Consider the following 16,675-nt stretch of genomic DNA (forward strand, 5'->3'; position numbering starts at 1 on the left):
CACGAGGGGCGGTCCGCCACGCGGCGGGCCGCCCCTCGTGCCGTCCTGCCGGGTTCACCGGGACGGGTGCTCCGCGACGGCCCAGGCCCCCACGGCGGCGGCGTCCCGCCACTCCCGGAGCACGAACGGGCCGCACGCACCCGTGGGCCCATCGTCGCCCAGCACGTCGAGCCGCGCGGCCGTCGCCAGGGAGCCCGCCCCGCACTTCACCAGCGCCTCCTTGCGCACCCACAGTTGCAGGAACGCGAGCCCCGGGTCGTCCTGCCCCTCGACCCAGCGCCGCTCGCGCCCGGAGAGCGCGCCGCGCGGCGCCGGGTGGTCCCCGCGCGCCTCGACGTCGATCCCGCAGGGGGCGAAGGACGCGACGGCCGCGACGACGGCACGGGCGTGGGACAGGCTCGCATGCACGTCGTCGCGCCCGGCGACGAACGGGCGGCCGTGGTCCGCGCCGCCGCACCCCGGGCACCGCTGGACGAGGACGACGTCGGCGGGCCGCAGCCCGGTCAGCTCGGCGACGCACTCCCGGGCCAGCACGTGCGCCGCCGTGTACGCGGCCCGGTCGCGCGGGTCGCGCAGCCGGTCCCGGCGGGCCCGCTCGGCACCCGTCAGCAGCGTCGGGTCCTCGGCGTCGGCGACCGGCCGGGACCGGACGACGGTCACGCCGGCGCGCGGGCGGGCCGCGCGTCCCTGTCGTGCGCGGCGACCCGGTCCGCCAAGACCGCGGCGACGGCGTCGGCGACGGGACGGCGGACCAGGTCGCCGTGCGTCGCGTCGAGCGCGACGACCCGGACCTCTCCCGTCACGTGCCGTTCCCAGGCCGTCGGGACGAGGTGCGTCTCGGGGCGCGGGGCACCCGCGACGACAACCGTGAGGCCGCCGTCGAGCACGCGGGGCGTCCCGCTGCGCACCAGCCGCGCCGACTCGACCACGCTCGCGACGCACCCGTCGAGCACCGTCGCGGGCAGCTGTGCGAGCGCGCTGCCGGAGCCGCGCAGCAGCGTGGCGACCACGTCCCGGTCGAGCGGCACCCCCACGGGGGCGTCGAGGCCGGCCAGCCGCAGGATGCCGAGCAGCGCCTCGGCGGCGGTCGGCTCGGCGAGGTGCGACCACTGCTCCGACGGGTACGCGTCGAGGAGGACCACGGCGCCGACCGCCTGCCCTTCGGCCCGGGCGAGCGCGGCGACCGCGTGCGCGGCCATCCCGCCGAGCGACCATCCGGCGACGTGGAACGCCCCGTCCCCGACGACGGACCGGACGGCGGCGAGCTGCCGCCGGGCCAGGCCCTCCAGGTCGTGGGCGGGCTCCGGCGCACCCTCCTGGACGCCCGGCGCCTGGACGGTGTGGACGGCCAGGTCGCGCGGCAGGCCGGGCAGCAGGCCGGTGTAGCACCAGCCGAGCCCGCCCGCGGGAGGCAGCAGGAACAGCGGCGGCCGGGCGGCCGTCCCGGGGCGCAGCGTGAGCACCTCCGCGAGCCCGTCGCCACCCGTCCCCGCGCGCAGCAGGCGGGCGAGCGCCGCAGGCGACGGGTGGGCGAACACGTCGGCGAGCGACAGCGTCGTCCCGAGGTCGTCCTCGACGGCGGCCAGGAGCCGCAGCACGCGCAGCGAGTCGCCGCCCAGGTCGAAGAAGTCGGCGTCGGCCGGCACGGCGCCGACCCCCAGGACGTCCGCGACGAGGGCGCACAGCCGCTGCTCGAGCAGGTCCCCCGGCCCGGTCCCGTGGTCCGTGACGGCGACGAGCGGCGCGGCGGCCGCCAGCGTGCGGCGGTCGGTCTTGCCGCTCGCGGACAGCGGGACCTCGCCGACGGGCACCCAGTGCGTCGGGACGAACGACGGCGGCAGCGCACGCCGCGCCGCCTCGAGGAGCGCGCCGCGGGCCACGGCGACACCGTCGGCGCCGGCGTCCTCCGGCACGAACCACACGACGAGCTGCCCGTCGACCACGCCGGCGGCGGACGCCGTCACCCCCGGCGTCCCGGCCACCGCGGCCTCGACCTCGCCGAGCTCGACGCGCTGCCCGCGCACCTTCACCTGGTCGTCGGTGCGGCCCAGGTAGCGCAGGGCGCCGTCGGGCCGCCAGGCCGCGAGGTCGCCCGTGCGGTACAGCCGGCCGAACGGCGTGCTCACGAACCGCTCGGCGGTCAGCTCGGGCCGGCTCGCGTAGCCGTCGGCGAGCTGGACGCCGCCCAGCCACAGCTCGCCCGTGACGCCGACGGGCACCGGGCCGCCCGCGGCGTCGAGCACGAGGCACGACGTGTTCCAGACGGGGCGACCGATCGGCACCGGCTCCTCGCCCGGCACGGTGTCCCAGACGGTGACGTCGACGGCGGCCTCCGTCGGGCCGTACAGGTTGACGGGGGCGACCCCGAACCACGCGACGCTCCCGGAGACCAGGTCGGCGGTGAGCGCCTCGCCGCTCGTCACGACGGCGCGCACGACGCCGGACCGGAGCCGCTCCCGCGCCGGGCGGTCGGCGAGCAGCGCGCGCAGCATCGACGGCACGAAGTGCACGACGCCCACGCCCTCGCCCACGAGGAGGTCCGCGAGCGCCCGCGGGTCGCGGTGCGCCCCCGGCTCGGCGACGACGACGGTCGCGCCGACCTGGAGCGGCCAGAACAGCTCCCAGACGGACACGTCGAACGAGAGGGGCGTCTTGTGCGCGACCCGCTGCCCCGGCGCGAGGCGCAGGTGGTGCTGCATCCATGCGAGCCGGTTGTCGATCGCGGCGTGCCCGACGACGACGCCCTTCGGCCGGCCCGTCGACCCGGACGTGAACAGCACGTACGCCGGGGTGGTGACGTCGTCGTGCACGGCGTCCTCCACGAGCGGCGCCGCGTCCGGGACCGACCCGCCGTCCACGACGAGCACCGCCGCGGCGTCCCGCAGCATCGTCGCGGCGCGCGCGGCGGGCACGTCGGGGTCGAGCGGGAGGTAGACCGCCCCGCGCAGCGCGATCCCGTGGACCACCGCGAACAGCTCGAGGCTCCGGTCGAGCCGGACCGCGACCACGTCGCCCGGGCCCACCCCGCGGGCCGCGAGGCCGGCCGCGACCCGGCGCGCGGCGTCGAGCAGCTGCCCGTACGTGCGCCGCTCGCCACGGAAGACGAGCGCGGTCGCGTCCGGGGTCGCGCGGGCCTGGTCGAGGAACCGGCGGCCGAGCGTGGCCGCCTCCCGCTGCACCGTCGTGTCGTTGAAGGCGGCGACGACGAGCCGGCGCTCCGCCTCGGGCATCAGGGGCAGGTGCTCGACGTCGTCGTCCGGGCCGGCCGCGGCGCACACGCCCAGCCAGTGCAGCAGCCGGTCCGCGTGCAGCCCGAGCTCGGCCGCGTCGTACAGGGCGGGGTTCGCGTCGATCTCGAGGCGCACGCGCCGGCCGCGCCCCGGCGTCCCCCGCAGCGCGACCGTGAGGTCCTCGACGGGCCCGGCGGTGAGGTTGCGGACCGTGCCCGCGGCGGCGCCGAGCCGCAGCTCGAGGTCGAAGGGGAGCACGTTGACCTGGGTCCCGAAGAGCTGCGCCCCGCTGGTCCGGGCGAGGCGCCGCGCCAGGTCCTCCTGACGCTCGAAGGGGTGGGCACGCAGGGCGTCGAGCTCGCCGCGCGCGGCGGCGAGCGCCGCGGCGAGGGTGCCCGTGCCGGGCACCGTGGCGGGCAGCACGTTCATCGCGGTGCACACGGTGCGGGCGCTCGGCAGCGCACCGGTCCCGGGCAGCGACCGGTTCATGAGCGGCATCCCGACGCGGGCGCTCGGCGTCCCGGTCATCCGCGCCGTGTACGTGCCGACGGCCACGGTGAACAGGTCCGCCCAGGTGGTCCCGAGCCGGCGCGCGGCGGCGACCAGGGCGTGCTGCACCGCGTCGTCGACGTCGACGGCGTGACGAGCGGCGCGGGCCGCCGGCGGTGCGGTGCGCCCCGCGAGCGACGCGGTGCCCGTCATGGCCGCCAGCCGTGCCGCCCAGAAGTCCTCGGACCCCGGCTGCCGCGGGTCCGCCGCGACCAGCTCGGCGAGCGTCACCTCGGGGTCGCGCGGGGCGGCGCCGTCGTACAGGGCGGCGACGCGGCGCAGCAGCTGCTGGGCGCCGTACCCGTCGAGCACGGCGTGGTGGGCGGCGTGGTACCACCACGTCGCGCCGGGCATGACCAGCAGCGCGGAGCGGGCGACGTCACCGGCCACGAGGTCCATCGGCCGGGCCAGGTCGGCGTCCAGCCAGGCGGTCGCCGCGGCCGCGTCGGCGACCTCGACGACCCGGAGGGCGGGCGCCCGAGGGCTCTGGACGCGCTGCTGCGGCCCCTGCGCGGTGAGCCGGAACGCGACGCGGAGCTGCTCGAACTCGCGGTACGCGGCCGCGGTCGCGTACCGCAGCCGCTCCGGGTCCACGGCGCCGTCGAGCTCGACGACCTCCGCCGTCGTGTAGCAGGGGTTCGCGGGGGCGAGCTGGTGGGCGAAGAACAGCCCGCGCTGCGCCGCGGTCAGCGCGAGCCACGCGCCGGCGTGGACGCCGGCGACGGGCGTCGCGGCAGCGAACCCCACGTCGGTGAGTCCGTCGTCAGTGAGTCCGTCGTCAGTGAGCAAGGAGCCGGCCCTGCTCGCGCAGGAACGCGACCGTCGCCCGCTGGGTGAAGGCCGCGAAGTCGACGTCGACGCCGCTGTCGGCCAGCACGTCGAGCAGGTCGAACGCCTGCAGGGAGTTCAGCCCGAGCAGGAACAGGTCGGCGTCGGCGTCCGCGAAGGCGGCGTCGACGCCCGCGGCGGGCAGCAGCGACGCGAGCGCCTCACGCACGACGGCGTCCCAGGCCGCGCCGGGCTCGACGGTCGCCGGGGCGGTCGTCGGGGCGGTCCGCGCGAGCGCCGCGACGACGTCGGCGGCGAGCGTGACGACGCCCGAGCACGACGCGACGTGCTCCAGCGCCAGCCGGTGGCGCGCGGCGTCGAAGTCGGCGACGCCGTCGGCGACGACGAACGGGCGCACCTCGCGCTGGAACGCGTCGAGCGCCGTCGCCGTCACCCCGATGTGGGCGTAGACGCCCACGATCACGAGCTGGTCGCGCCCGGCCGCGGCCAGGTGCTCGGCCAGCGGGCTGAGGGCGAACGCGCTGTACCGGTGCTTGGCGAGCACGATGTCGCCGGGCGCCGGGGCGACCTGCTCGACGATGCCGACGTGCTCGGCGACCGCGCGCATCCCCGGCCCCCAGAGGTCGCCCTGGAGCCCGCGCCGTGCGCCGTCCTGGTCGCCCGTCTGCGCGGTGTAGACGACGGGCACGCCGGCTTCGCGCGCGGCGGCGACGATGCGCGCCGCCGCGTCGAGGGCCCCGACGAGCGCCGGGCAGCCCGGGGCGAACGGCTCGAGGAAGTAGCGCTGGAGGTCGTGCACGAGCACGGCGGTGCGCGCCGGCTCCAGCGCCCAGGGGGCGCGCGAGCGGGGCAGGTCGCCCAGCGGGGCGGCGTAGTCGATGCCAGACGGGATGGCCATGTCTGTTCCTGTTCGGGTGGCGGGGCGGGTCAGGGGGCCGCGGGGGCGGAGGCCGCGGGGGCGGCGAGGCGGTCCGCGAGCAGCGCACGCAGCTCGCGGCGGGAGTTCTTGCCGACGTGCGTCGCGGGCAGCTCGTCGACGACGACGACGGCGTCCGGGATCTTGTACGTCGCCAGGCCCTGTCCTCGCAGGAACCCGGGGAGGTCGGCCGGGGCGTCCCGGCCGGTCTCGGCCTGGACGACGAGCACGATCCGCTCGCCCAGGTACGGGTCGGGCACCCCGACGGCGACGGCGTCGAGCACGCCGGGGTGGGTGAGCGCGAACGCCTCCAGCTCCTCGGTGGCGACCTTCTCCCCGCCGCGGTTGATCTGGTCCTTGAGGCGTCCCGTCACCACAAGGTGACCCGAGGGCAGGCGCCGGACCAGGTCTCCCGTGCGGTAGAACCCGTCGGCGGTGAAGGAGTCGCGGTCGGCGTGCTCGGACCGGTAGTAGCCGCGGATCGTGTACGGGCCGCGCGTCAGGAGCGCGCCCTCGGACCCGTCGGGCACGTCGATGTCGTCGGCGTCGACCACCCGCACCTCGTCGTCGGGCGAGATCGGCCGGCCCTGCGTGGTCTCGACCACGAGGTCGGGGTCGTCGGCGCGCGTGTAGCTGACCAGGCCCTCGGCCATGCCGAACACCTGCTGGAGCCGGGCGCCCAGCACCGAGCGGACCTCGGGCGCGACCGTGTCGGCGAGGCGTGCCCCGCCCACCTGGACGTCGGTGAGCGAGCCCAGGTCCGGCCTGCGGCGGCGGGCCGCGGAGATCCACGCGTGCGCGAGCGGCGGCACCAGCGCGACCGTCGTGACGCGCTCGGCGGCGACGTGCCGGAACGCGGTGCGCGGGCTCGGGTCGCGGGCGAGGACGACACGCCCGCCGCGGTCCAGCACCCCGAGGACGCCCGGCGAGCTCATCGGGAAGTTGTGCGCCACCGGCAGCACCACCAGCATGACCGTCGCGGCGGTGACGCCGCAGATGTCCGCGCTCGCGCGCACCGAGTACAGGTAGTCGGCGTGCGTGCGCGGGATGAGCTTGGACACCCCCGTCGTGCCGCCCGACAGCTGGAGGAACGCCACCTGCCCGGCGTCGGCGTCCGGCACCGGCAGCACGGACGGCGCTGCCTGGGTCAGGTCCCAGGCCGTGACGTCGACGAGTCGCGGCGGGACGACGCCGCGCTCCGTGAGCCGGCCGGCGACAGCGGCGTGCAGCGCGGCGTGGTCGACGCCGTCGGCGCCGGCCGCGACGACGAGCGCCGCGGCGTCGGCGAGCGCGCAGAACTGCGTGAGCTCGACCTCCCGGTGGCTGGGCAGCGCGAACACCGGCACCGCCCCGTACCGCAGCAGCCCGAGGACCGTGGCGAGGAACTCCACGACGTTGGGCAGCGCGACGACGACCCGGTCCCCCGGCGCGACGCCGAGGTCGCGGAAGCGTGCCGCGGCCGCGCGGGCCTGGTCGCCGAGGTCGGCGTAGGTCCACCGCCGCTCGACCCCCCGCGCGTCCTGCCCGACGACGGCGACGCGCGCCGCGAACCGGGCCGTGCGGTCCTCGACGAACACGGCGAAGGTCTCGTCCGTCCAGTACCCGAGGTCGCGGTAGCGCGCACGGGCCTCCGCGGGCCAGCCGCGCACGGGAGCGAGCGGCGACCGCGGAGCGAGCGGCGACCGCGGAGCGAGCGGCGACCGCGGAGCGAGCGGGGTCACGGCCCGACCGCCGTCATCATCGTCGCGAGCTTCGCGCCGGTCTCCCGGACCTCGGCGGCCGGGTCGGAGCCGGCCACGATCCCGGCACCGGCGAAGAGCCGCAGCGTGGGCCCGTCGAGCACGCCCGCGCGGATCGTGACGGCGAACTCGCCGTCGCCGGCGGCGTCCACCCATCCGACCGCCCCGGCGAGCGGGCCGCGCGGGCCCGGCTCGAGCGCCGCGATGGCGTCGAGCGCGGCCGTGGTCGGCACCCCGCCGACGGCAGGGGTCGGGTGCAGCAGCAGCGCCAGGTGCAGGGCGGACCACCCGGTGGTACCGGGGGCGAGCCGCGCCCGGACGGGGGTGCCCAGGTGGTGCAGCGTGTCCGTCGAGACGACGACGGGGCGGGCGGGCACGTCGACCTCGACGCACACCGGCGCGAGGGCGGCGGTGATCGCGTCGACGACGAACGCGTGCTCGGCCAGGTCCTTCGCCGACCGCCCGAGCCCGGCCGCACGCCGGGCGTCCTCGCGCTCGTCGGCGGACCGCGGCACGGAGCCGGCGAGCGGGAAGCACGTGACGACGTCGCCCGTGCGCCGCACGAGCAGCTCAGGGCTCGCCCCGAGGAGCACGGGACCGGCCGCGTCGGCCGTCAGCGGGACGCCGAACACGTAGCGGCCGGGACGCCGGTCGAGCAGCCGCGCGACGACCGCGCGAGGGTCCAGGGGCGGGTCGCTCACGACGTCCACCCAGCGGCCCAGCACGACCTTGCGCAGGTCCCCGGCCGCGATGAGGCCGAGCGCGGCCGTGACGCGGGCGGCGTACGCGGCCTCCGAGGGCTCCGGCGTCGCGGCGTGCGCGGACGGGGCCGGCGGTGGGACGTCGGCGACGTCCGCGGAGTCGGCTTCCGGGCGCACCCGGTGGGCGACGGCCGTGCCGCCGTGCTCGAACGGCAGGGCGACGACCGCCCTCTCTCCCGCGCCTAGCGAGGCCGTCACCTCGTCGGCCCAGCGGCGGTCGGCGAACGTCGTGGTCGTGGTGGCGACCACCAGCCCGGCGGCGACGGCGTCCGCGCCGGCGAAGGTCGCACGGTGCGCGGTGGCCGGGTCGGTCGCGAGGACGTCGCGGGGCTCGGTCACGGCGGTCACAGGGACGCACCCCCGTCGACGTAGACCTGCTGCAGGGTCACGTGGCGGGCGTCGTCCGACAGCAGGAAGCACACCAGGGCGGCGACGTCCTCCGGGGCGCCGAGCCGGCCGAGCGGGATGCCGACGCGGAACCGCGCCGGGTCGCCGCCGATCGCGGCGGCGGCCCCGGTCTCGGCGTCCGGCCACAGGTCGCGCTGCATCGCGGTGTCCGTGGAGCCGGGCTCGACGACGTTGCAGCGAATCCCCCGGGCGGCGAGCTCGAGCCCGGCGCAGCGGGTCAGCGCGGAGGTCGCGGCCTTGGACGCGGCGTACGCGATCATCCCCGCCCGGGGCACGCGCGCCGCGTTGGAGCTGACGACGACGACGGAGCCGCCGTCGCGCATCGCGGTGGTGCCGTGCCGCAGCACGTGGAGCACGCCGCTGGTGTTGACGGCGAGGTGGCGGTGCCAGGACTCGTCGGTGACCTCGGTGAGCCCGCCCGGCTCGAGGACGCCCGCCGCGGACGCGATCCCGTCGAGCGGGCCGAGCGCCGCGACCGCCGCGGTCACGGCGTCGCCGACGGCGCCGGGGTCCGCGACGTCCGCGGTGAGCGCGAGCGCATGGCGCGCCCCTGCCGCCACGGCCTGCTCCGCCGTCGACGCGAGGCCCGCGACGTCCCGGTCGAGCAGCGCGAGCGCCGCTCCCGCGGCGGCCAGCCGCAGGGCCGTCGCCCGCCCGATCCCCGACGCCGCCCCCGTCACCAGCACGGTCCCCGCCGTCCCGCCTGTCCTGCCACCTGCCACGTCCATCGACCTCTCCCCGTCGTCTGCGGCGTCCGTCCCGACGCCTGTCGTCCCCTGCACGTGTCGTCCCGCGCCCGTCCGGGGCGCGGCAAGGGGGCGGTGCGGCGCGCCGCACCGCCCCCTTCCGGCGTCAGCTCAGCGTGAGCGTCAGCACTGCCGCGTAGCCGCCCGGCGTGACCGTCGTCGGTGCCCGGAGCGTGAGCCCGGCGGCGACCTTGGCCGTGCCCCGGCCCGTGCCGGCCGCGGCCGACGCGAGCGGCGACGTGACGTCCAGCCCGGTCGCCTTCGCGGCGCCGGCCGCGACCACCTGGCCGGGGCTCGCGGAGAGCACCGACGGCGTCCAGCCGAGCGCCGAGCCAGGGAACGTCGCCGCGCCGGACGTGAAGTCCGAGACCTGGCCGACGAGGTTCCAGCCGACGTCGGCCGTGCGGACGTCCGCGACCGTGACGGTCGGGAGCGTGCCGTCCGCGACGAAGGCCTCGGCCGTGGCGTCGAGCTCGGCGGTGCCGAGGTCGGCCGTGGCGCCGCCGACCGAGAGCGTCAGCCCGCCCGCGGCCGGGATCTCGACGAGCACCTCGACAGCGGAGCTGCCGCCTTCCTCCCCGGGCTGGCCCGGCTCCCCTGGGCCCGCGTCGCCGGCGCTGATCTTCCACACCTTGTTGCCCGTCGCCTTGTCGACGACGTAGGCGTTGCCGAGGCCGTCGACGCTCACGTGGTTGGCGCGCGCGATCGGCAGGTTGGCCACCTTGGTGCCGTCCGCCTCCAGCACGGTCACCGTGGTACCGCCGAAGTTGGTGACGTAGACGAGGTGGTGCACCGGGTCGAAGGCGGTGTTGAGCGCGCCCGCCCCCGTGGGGATCTCGGCGAGCGTCGCGCCCGTGGTGGCGTCGGCGATGACGACGTCGTCGCTGTTCTGGCTGGCGATCCAGAGGCGGTTCGCGGCGGCGTCGTACGCGATGCCGGACGCGCCGCGACCACCCACGTCGATGCCCTCGACCGTCAGGAACGACGTCTGAAGCGTCGTCGTGTCGACCTTGACGACCTTGTTGCTCGACAGGCTCGGCGAGACCAGCACGCCGTCGCTCAGCGCGAGCGACATGGGGCTGTACTCGGCGCGGGGGCCGGTCGGGATGTCGGTGATCTTCTCGTACGGGGTGCCGTCGCCGTCGTTGTCGCCGCCCTCGAACACGGCGATGGAGCCGTCGCCCGTGGTGCCCTCGCTGGCCGAGCTGACGAAGACGCGGTCGGACCTCGGGTCGTAGACGACGTCGCGCGAGTGCGTGACGGTGCCGGCGGGGTGCTGCTTGAGCAGCGTGAGGTCGGCGGCCGAGTAGACGGCGACGGCGTTGGTGCGGGTGTTGGTCACCCACACGGTGCCGTGGACGTCGTCGACGCCGATGCCGTAGGGCGCGAGGCCGGCGGCACCGCTCGGGTCGGTGACGTCCTTCGGGTGGACCGAGCCGAGGACGGCGAGCGTGTCCGGGTCGACCTTGTACAGGTAGCCGTCCTCGGCGGCGCCGGTCCCGGCGGCCGCGGTGGCGAACAGGGCGTCCTCCGCGGCGCTGTAGGCCGACTGGTAGAGGCCCTGGGCGATGCCGTCGCCGTTCGACGTCAGCGTGAAGCGGTCCTCGCCGCCGACCGGCGACGAGTCCGGCGAGATCTTCTGGCCGGGCAGGTCGAAGGTGCCGGCCGGGTTGGCGAGCGTCACCGCGACGGGGTGGGTGCCGAGCGCGGCGTCCGCGGCGATCGAGTACGCGACCGTCGTCGCGCCCGCGGTGTCGGCGGCGGCAGGCAGGCCCGTGAAGGCGACGTCGGCGCCTTCGAACGCGACCGACGCGACCGTGGAGCCGGCGGGCAGGTTCTTCAGGGTCAGCGAGCCCGAGGCGCCCTGCGCGAGGGCCGAGAAGGTGGCGGCGGGGGCGGTCGTGACCGCGCGCGTGATCGTGCCCGACGTCGGCCCGGTGAGGGTCACCGTGTGGGCGCCCGCGCGCAGCGTGCCCGGGGCGAACACGAGCGTCGAGCCGGTCAGCGCGCCCGTGGCCGAGGCGGTGCCGCCCGCGGTCCACGCCTTGTCGGCGCCGTCGACCGTCGCCGTCAGAGCCTCGCCCGCGGCGAAGGTGCCGGCCGCGGCGGCGACGCTGAGCGTGACCTGGTCGGCGGGGGCGCCGCGGCCGCCGGCCGAGGCGTTGACGGTCACGGTGTCCGCGGTGACCGTGAACGTCACGTACACGGAGCGGGGGGTGTCGCCGCCGGGCTTCATCGAGCCCGACAGCAGCTGGAGGTGGTGGGTGCTGCCGGGCGCCCACGCCGCGGCGAGCGCCGGGCTGGTGGTGGCGGGCGTCGGGAACGGGACGTCGACGCTGAAGCCGCCGTCCGCGTCGGCCTGGATGCCGGTCCAGATGGCGGCCGTCGACGAGCCCGCGCCCGGGAAGGTGTAGCGGCCCGCGGCGGGCTCGACGGTCAGGACGTCGGCCTCGACGCCGCCCGCGGCGCCGAGCTTCACGGCGATCCACGAGCCGGCGCCGTCCGGGGCGGTCCAGCCCGAGCCCTCGAGGTGGATCGCGTCGCCCACGGTGACGTTGTCGGCGACCGACACGGTCGCCGAGCCGCCCGCACCGGTGAGCCAGGTGCCCTGGTCGGCGAACGCGGGCGCCGCGGTGGTCAGGGCCGCCAGGCCCAGGATCGCCGCGAGCGCCCCCGCACCCACGCGAGCCGTCCGTCTCTGGACGGTGGTTGTCATCCGAGTCCCCTTGCTTTGAAAGGTTAGCCTTACCTTGGTCGGATGAAATGTAGGCAAGACTTGTCCGTTTGTGCAACGGTGCCGTACGTCACACCGCGTCAGCGCGGGCCGGAGCGTGCGCGGCCGGTCCCCAGCAGCCACGCGAGGTACACCCCGCCGACCAGCCCCGTGACCACCCCGACCGGCAGGACCACGGGCGCGAGCGCCCGCTGGGCGACGACGTCGGACGTCACGAGCAGCAGCGCCCCCAGGGCCGCCGCGGCCCCCGCTCCCGCCCCGGACCCGCGCGTCAGGCGGCGGGCGAGCTGCGGCGCCGCGAGCGCGACGAACCCCACCGGGCCGGCCGCAGCCGTGCCGGCCGCGGCCAGCGCGATCCCCACGACCACCGCGCCCAGGCGCGCCCGGGGCACGTCGACGCCGAGCGCGGCGGCCAGGTCGTCGCCGAGGTCGAGCAGCGCGAGCGTCCGCTGGGCGGCCAGCGCGACGGGCAGGAGGACGCCCACGGCGACGAGCAGCGGCACGGCGGTCTCCCAGCCCCGGGCGTCGAGGCTGCCGACCAGCCACGTCTGCGCGGCGGTGGCGTCCCCGAGCGAGGCGCGCGTCAGCAGGTAGCCGTTGGCCGAGGTGAGGACCGCCGCGGTGCCGATGCCGACGAGGACGAACCGGTGCCCCGTCGTCGTGCCCCCGGACGACGAGAGCGCGAGCACCGCCAGCGCGCACGCCAGGCCGCCCGCCAGCGCACCGCCGGCGACGGCGGCCGTGCCGCCGCCCAGCACGACGATCGCGACGAGGGCGCCGGTCGCGGAGCCCGCCGTGAAGCCGACGACGTCCGGGCTGCCGAGCGGGTTGCGGGTCAAGGACTGGAACAGCGCCCCGGAGGCGCCGAGGGCGGCCCCGACGACGGCACCGGTGACGAGGCGCGGCAGCCGCAGCCCGACGACGACGAGCTGCGTGCGCTGGTCGCCGCCGCCGAGCAGCGCGGCCAGCACCTCGGCCGGCGACGTCGGGACGTCGCCCACGACGAGGCCGAAGAGCACGACGCCCAGCAGCGCTCCGAGCACCGACGCCGTGACGACGGCGGTCCGGGCGCGTCGCCGTGCCGCGAGCCGGGCCGCCAGCCCCGCCACGGGCGGGACCGCGCTCATGCGGGGCTCCTGCGCGGCGAGACCTGTGCGCCCCGCGGGCGCCTCGGCCACGGTCCACGCCGTCGTCGCCCCGGCCGCCGTCGCACGAGATGGACGAACACGGGCCCGCCGACCGCGGCGACGACGATGCCGACCTCGAGCTCGCCCGGCCGTGCGACGACGCGGCCGACGAGGTCGGCGGCGAGCACGAGCACTCCCCGCCGAGCGCGGAGAGAGCGGTGACCCAGCGTTGGGAGGACGGCGCCCACCGGCGCACCACGTGGGGGACGGTGAGCCCGACGAACCCGATCGGTCCGGCGGCGGCGGTCGCCGCGCCGCACACGAGCATGATCGCGAGGACGCCGAGCGCGTGCACCAGCCGCAGGTGCACGCCGAGGGCCTGCGCGACGTCGTCGCCGAGCGCGAGCGAGTCGAGCGCGCGCCCGAGCCCGACGGCGAGGAGCAGCCCGACGGCGACGAACGGGGCCACGCCGCTCAGCACGGCGGACCCGCGCCCCTCGAGCGACCCGACCGCCCAGAAGCGGAACGAGTCGAAGGCGGCGGGGAACGACAGCACCAGCCCCTGGGTGGCCGCGACGAGCGCCGCGCTGATCGCGGTGCCCGCGAGCACGGTGCTCGTGGGGCTTCCCGGGTCGGACCCGCGCCGCGCCAGCGCCTGCACCAGCACGGAGGCCACCATCGCCCCGGCCATCGCCCACGCGACGGTGTCGACGACGGTGGTCGCGAGGGACAGCGCGAGGCCGACGGCGACGAAGACGGCCGCGCCCGCGTTGACGCCGAGCAGCCCGGGGTCGGCCAGCGGGTTGCGCGTGAGGGCCTGCATGAGAGCGCCCGCGGCACCGAGCGCGAGCCCGACCACGACGGCGAGGAGCGTCCGCGGCAGCCGCAGCTCCCAGACGAGGGCGTGCTCGGCCGTCCCGCCGCGCAGCGCGTCGAGCACGTCCGCGACGGGGACGGGCCGCGAGCCGACCAGCAGGCCGAGCGCCATGAGCACCAGGAGCGCGGCGACCAGCCCGGCCGCGGCGAGGACCGCACGGCCCGTGCGACGGGCCGTCGGCACGGCGCTCACCCGCCCACCGCCCGCCCTGCCGGTCCGGCCTCTGCCAGCTCCGCCTCGACCACCAGGCGGTTCGTGCTCCCGCCCAGCGAGTAGTCGCACGTGACGAGGGTGAGCTGCGACGTCGTCGGGACGGCCTGCGGCCGGTCGCGGACGGGCAGCAGCACCGACACGGCCGCGGGCGGGACGACGCGCGTCCCCGTCACCGTGTACGTCCAGGTGCCCTGCGGGGTCTCGAAGCGGATCTCGTCGCCCGCGACGAGCTCGTGCAGGTCGACGAACGGGGCGCCGGCGCCGGAGCGCGCGTTGTGCCCGGCGACGACGACGTTGCCGACCTGCCCCGGCAGGGCGGTCCCCGGGTAGTGCCCGGGACCGCGGCGGAGCTGCTCGGGCACGACCCCTTCGACGACGGCGAGCTGCAGGCCGTCGAGCGCGGGGATCCGCAGCACCCCGACGAGGTCGCCCGTCACGGGCTCGGCAGGAGCGGCAGGGGTCTCGTCGGACGTGAGGGCCGGGGCGAACCCGGCGAGCAGCGCGGCCTGCGCCCGCTCGGCGCGGCTGTGCTCGAGCCACCGCGTCAGCCCCCAGTGCCCGGCGACGACGAGCGCGCCGACGAGCGCCGTGACGGCCACGGCGCGCAGCACCCGCCGGCGCAGCAGCAGCCAGGCCGCGAGGAACAGCACGACGGCCGCGGGGACCACCGGCCAGGACTCCACCTCGGCGACGAACACCGACCCGTGGTCGGCCGGGTCGAGCTCGCCGTGCAGCACGTACGCGCCCGCGAGCGGCGCGGGGACGCGCACGACGAGCTCGCGGGTGAGCGCGTCGCCCGGGTCGACCGCGGCGACGTCGAGCCGCCCGACCACCTCGCCGCCCAGGGAGTCGCGCCCCGCGACGACGTCGACCGTGCGTGCCGTCGACGCGAGGTCCCCGGCGTTCTGCACCGTGACGGCGACGCGGTAGTCCGCGGGACCCCCGAGCGCCGCGACCACCGCACCGCGCCAGCCGCCCACCCGCTCCGCGGCCGCAGCGACCACGAGCCGCGAGGTCGGCACCACGGTCATCGGCCGGGGCGCGACGGCGCCGGTCGCGACGTCGGGGACCACGACGGGCAGCGTCGCGGTCACCTGCCCGGTCAGGGTCGTGGCCCGCACCACGCACGGGCACGACGACGGCGGGGCCACGCCCAGCAGCGTCCCGGTCCCGGTCCCGTCCTCGCCGACGACGACCACCGTCGACTGCGCGGTCGCGCAGTCCGCGGACCCGGCGGCGGCCCCCGCCCCGCATAACGCCACCGAGACCACGCCGGCCGGCCAGCCGGCGAGCGTGACGTCGACCGGCTGCCCGACGCGCACCTCGGTCACGGCGACCTGCACGGTGGGGGCCGGGGTGGCCGGGGCCGGGACGGGCGGGTCGGCGGCGCTCGCGGCGCGACCCCCGCCGCGAGGCCGACGACGACGAGCACCGCGGTGAGGGCTGCGCGCCGGCGCACGGTCATGCCCGGTCACCGGAGGGCGCGTCCGCCGCCGCCGGCTCACCACCCGACGTCTCCGCCGTGTCACCACCCGACGCCGCCGCCGCGAGCCGCTCCTGCAGCTCCGCGACCTGCCGTGCCGTCGCGCGGCGCCGTCGCACCGCCCGCACCACGAGCCACCCGAGGGCGGCGAGCAGCGCGAGCGCCAGGAGCGCGACCCACGGGAACGCGTGCAGCGTCGCGGTGAACGGCACGGCCGTGACGGCGGCCACGCGGCCGGTCGCGTCGACCGGCTGGAGCGAGCCGGTGAGCGTCAGCAGCACGGCGGCCGGCACGCCGTGCAGGGTCGCGGTCTGCTCGACGGCGCTCCCGGGCAGCAGCTCGGGCAGCGCGGGCCCGGCGGCGTCCGCCGCGCCCCAGCCGAGGACGCCGTCGACGGCGACGTGCTGGGTGCCGGTCAGGCGCAGGTTCCCGGTGTTTGTCACCGTCCACGTCACCTCGACGTCGCCGTCGAACGGGTTCCAGAAGCTGCCCGTGCGGTGTGCGCGCACGTCGCCCACCTGGAGGCGCGGCACCAGGTCGCCGGTCACGGAGAGGTAGGTGCGGGCGGCGACGCGCGCGTCGACGACCACCTGCTCCCCGGTGCCCGTGGTGCGCACGCTCGGCAGCGAGGTGACGATGCCGCCCACGTGGTCGCCCGGGGTGGCGTTCGCGGGGATCGTGATGTGGAACGGGACGTCGACGCGCGACCGGGCGGGGAGCGTCAGCGTCCCGTCGGGCGCCACGTCCGGGGAGTCGAACGTGGTCCAGGCGCCGACGTCCTGGGGTTCCTGCGCGCTGGCGAGCAGGTCGAAGTCGCCGCTCGCCGCGGTGCGGGCGTCAGTGGCGAAGACCCGCAGGGTGATCTCCTGCGTCGAGAGGTTCGTGATGCCGACGACGTCGGAGACCACGGCCCCCGGGGCCGCCTCGAGCACGAAGTAGGGCCGCTGGCCGGGTCCTCCTTGCCCGGAGGGCGCCACCTGCCACGTCGTGGGCGCGGGTTCGGCGGCGGGGGTGTCGTCGGCGACGGCGGGTGCCGCGAGGGCCAGGAGCGCCGCGGCCACGGCGAAGGTGGGCGCGAGGGTGCGGCGGACGATCGTGCGCAA

At 77.5% G+C, this 16,675-nt stretch carries 10 protein-coding genes and 1 pseudogene; all 11 read right to left on the minus strand.

From position 1 onward, the window contains the following. Nucleotides 1-54 precede the first annotated feature (54 nt). On the minus strand, nt 55-660 hold the full coding sequence (locus ET471_RS15535; RefSeq protein ID WP_129189782.1) for a 4'-phosphopantetheinyl transferase family protein: 606 nt from the start codon (nt 658-660) through the stop codon (nt 55-57). Next, nucleotides 657-4,526 (minus strand): non-ribosomal peptide synthetase, encoded by a 3,870-nt coding sequence (locus ET471_RS15540; RefSeq protein WP_165350514.1) that lies wholly within the window; start codon nt 4,524-4,526, stop codon nt 657-659. Before ET471_RS15540 ends, ET471_RS15535 begins: the two co-directional genes overlap by 4 nt. 31 nt (nt 4,527-4,557) lie before the next feature. Next, a complete protein-coding gene (locus ET471_RS18700) occupies nt 4,558-5,466 on the minus strand; it encodes an isochorismatase family protein (RefSeq protein WP_129189786.1) in 909 nt (302 codons plus the stop codon). A gap of 29 nt (nt 5,467-5,495) precedes the next feature. Further along, complete coding sequence (locus ET471_RS15550; RefSeq protein ID WP_129189788.1) at nt 5,496-7,205, minus strand: (2,3-dihydroxybenzoyl)adenylate synthase; 1,710 nt, start codon at nt 7,203-7,205, stop codon at nt 5,496-5,498. Beyond that, nucleotides 7,202-8,323, minus strand: coding sequence for an isochorismate synthase (locus tag ET471_RS15555; RefSeq protein WP_207207285.1), 1,122 nt, complete (start codon nt 8,321-8,323; stop codon nt 7,202-7,204). The genes ET471_RS15550 and ET471_RS15555 overlap by 4 nt, the downstream gene beginning before the upstream one ends. Before the next feature lie 5 nt (nt 8,324-8,328). Then, the gene (locus ET471_RS15560) at nt 8,329-9,120 is read right to left on the minus strand and encodes an SDR family oxidoreductase (RefSeq protein ID WP_129189790.1); all 792 of its coding nucleotides are present in this window, start codon (nt 9,118-9,120) and stop codon (nt 8,329-8,331) included. Between the two features lie 124 nt (nt 9,121-9,244). Beyond that, complete coding sequence (locus ET471_RS19160; protein ID WP_165350515.1) at nt 9,245-11,854, minus strand: hypothetical protein; 2,610 nt, start codon at nt 11,852-11,854, stop codon at nt 9,245-9,247. Between the two features lie 98 nt (nt 11,855-11,952). Next, nucleotides 11,953-12,999 (minus strand): FecCD family ABC transporter permease, encoded by a 1,047-nt coding sequence (locus tag ET471_RS15570; RefSeq protein WP_129189792.1) that lies wholly within the window; start codon nt 12,997-12,999, stop codon nt 11,953-11,955. Next, nucleotides 12,996-13,987, minus strand: a pseudogene (locus ET471_RS15575) (FecCD family ABC transporter permease). The gene ET471_RS15570 and the pseudogene ET471_RS15575 overlap by 4 nt, the downstream one beginning before the upstream one ends. A gap of 77 nt (nt 13,988-14,064) precedes the next feature. Then, nucleotides 14,065-15,420 (minus strand): class E sortase, encoded by a 1,356-nt coding sequence (locus ET471_RS15580; protein ID WP_129189794.1) that lies wholly within the window; start codon nt 15,418-15,420, stop codon nt 14,065-14,067. A 130-nt stretch (nt 15,421-15,550) separates the two neighbouring features. After that, nucleotides 15,551-16,675 carry a WxL protein peptidoglycan domain-containing protein gene (locus ET471_RS15585; protein WP_129189796.1) on the minus strand — a complete coding sequence of 375 codons (1,125 nt, stop codon included), beginning with the start codon at nt 16,673-16,675 and terminating at the stop codon, nt 15,551-15,553.

Origin of the sequence: Xylanimonas protaetiae, assembly GCF_004135385.1 — a bacterium.
GTDB classification, from domain to species: Bacteria; Actinomycetota; Actinomycetes; order Actinomycetales; family Cellulomonadaceae; genus Xylanimonas; species Xylanimonas protaetiae.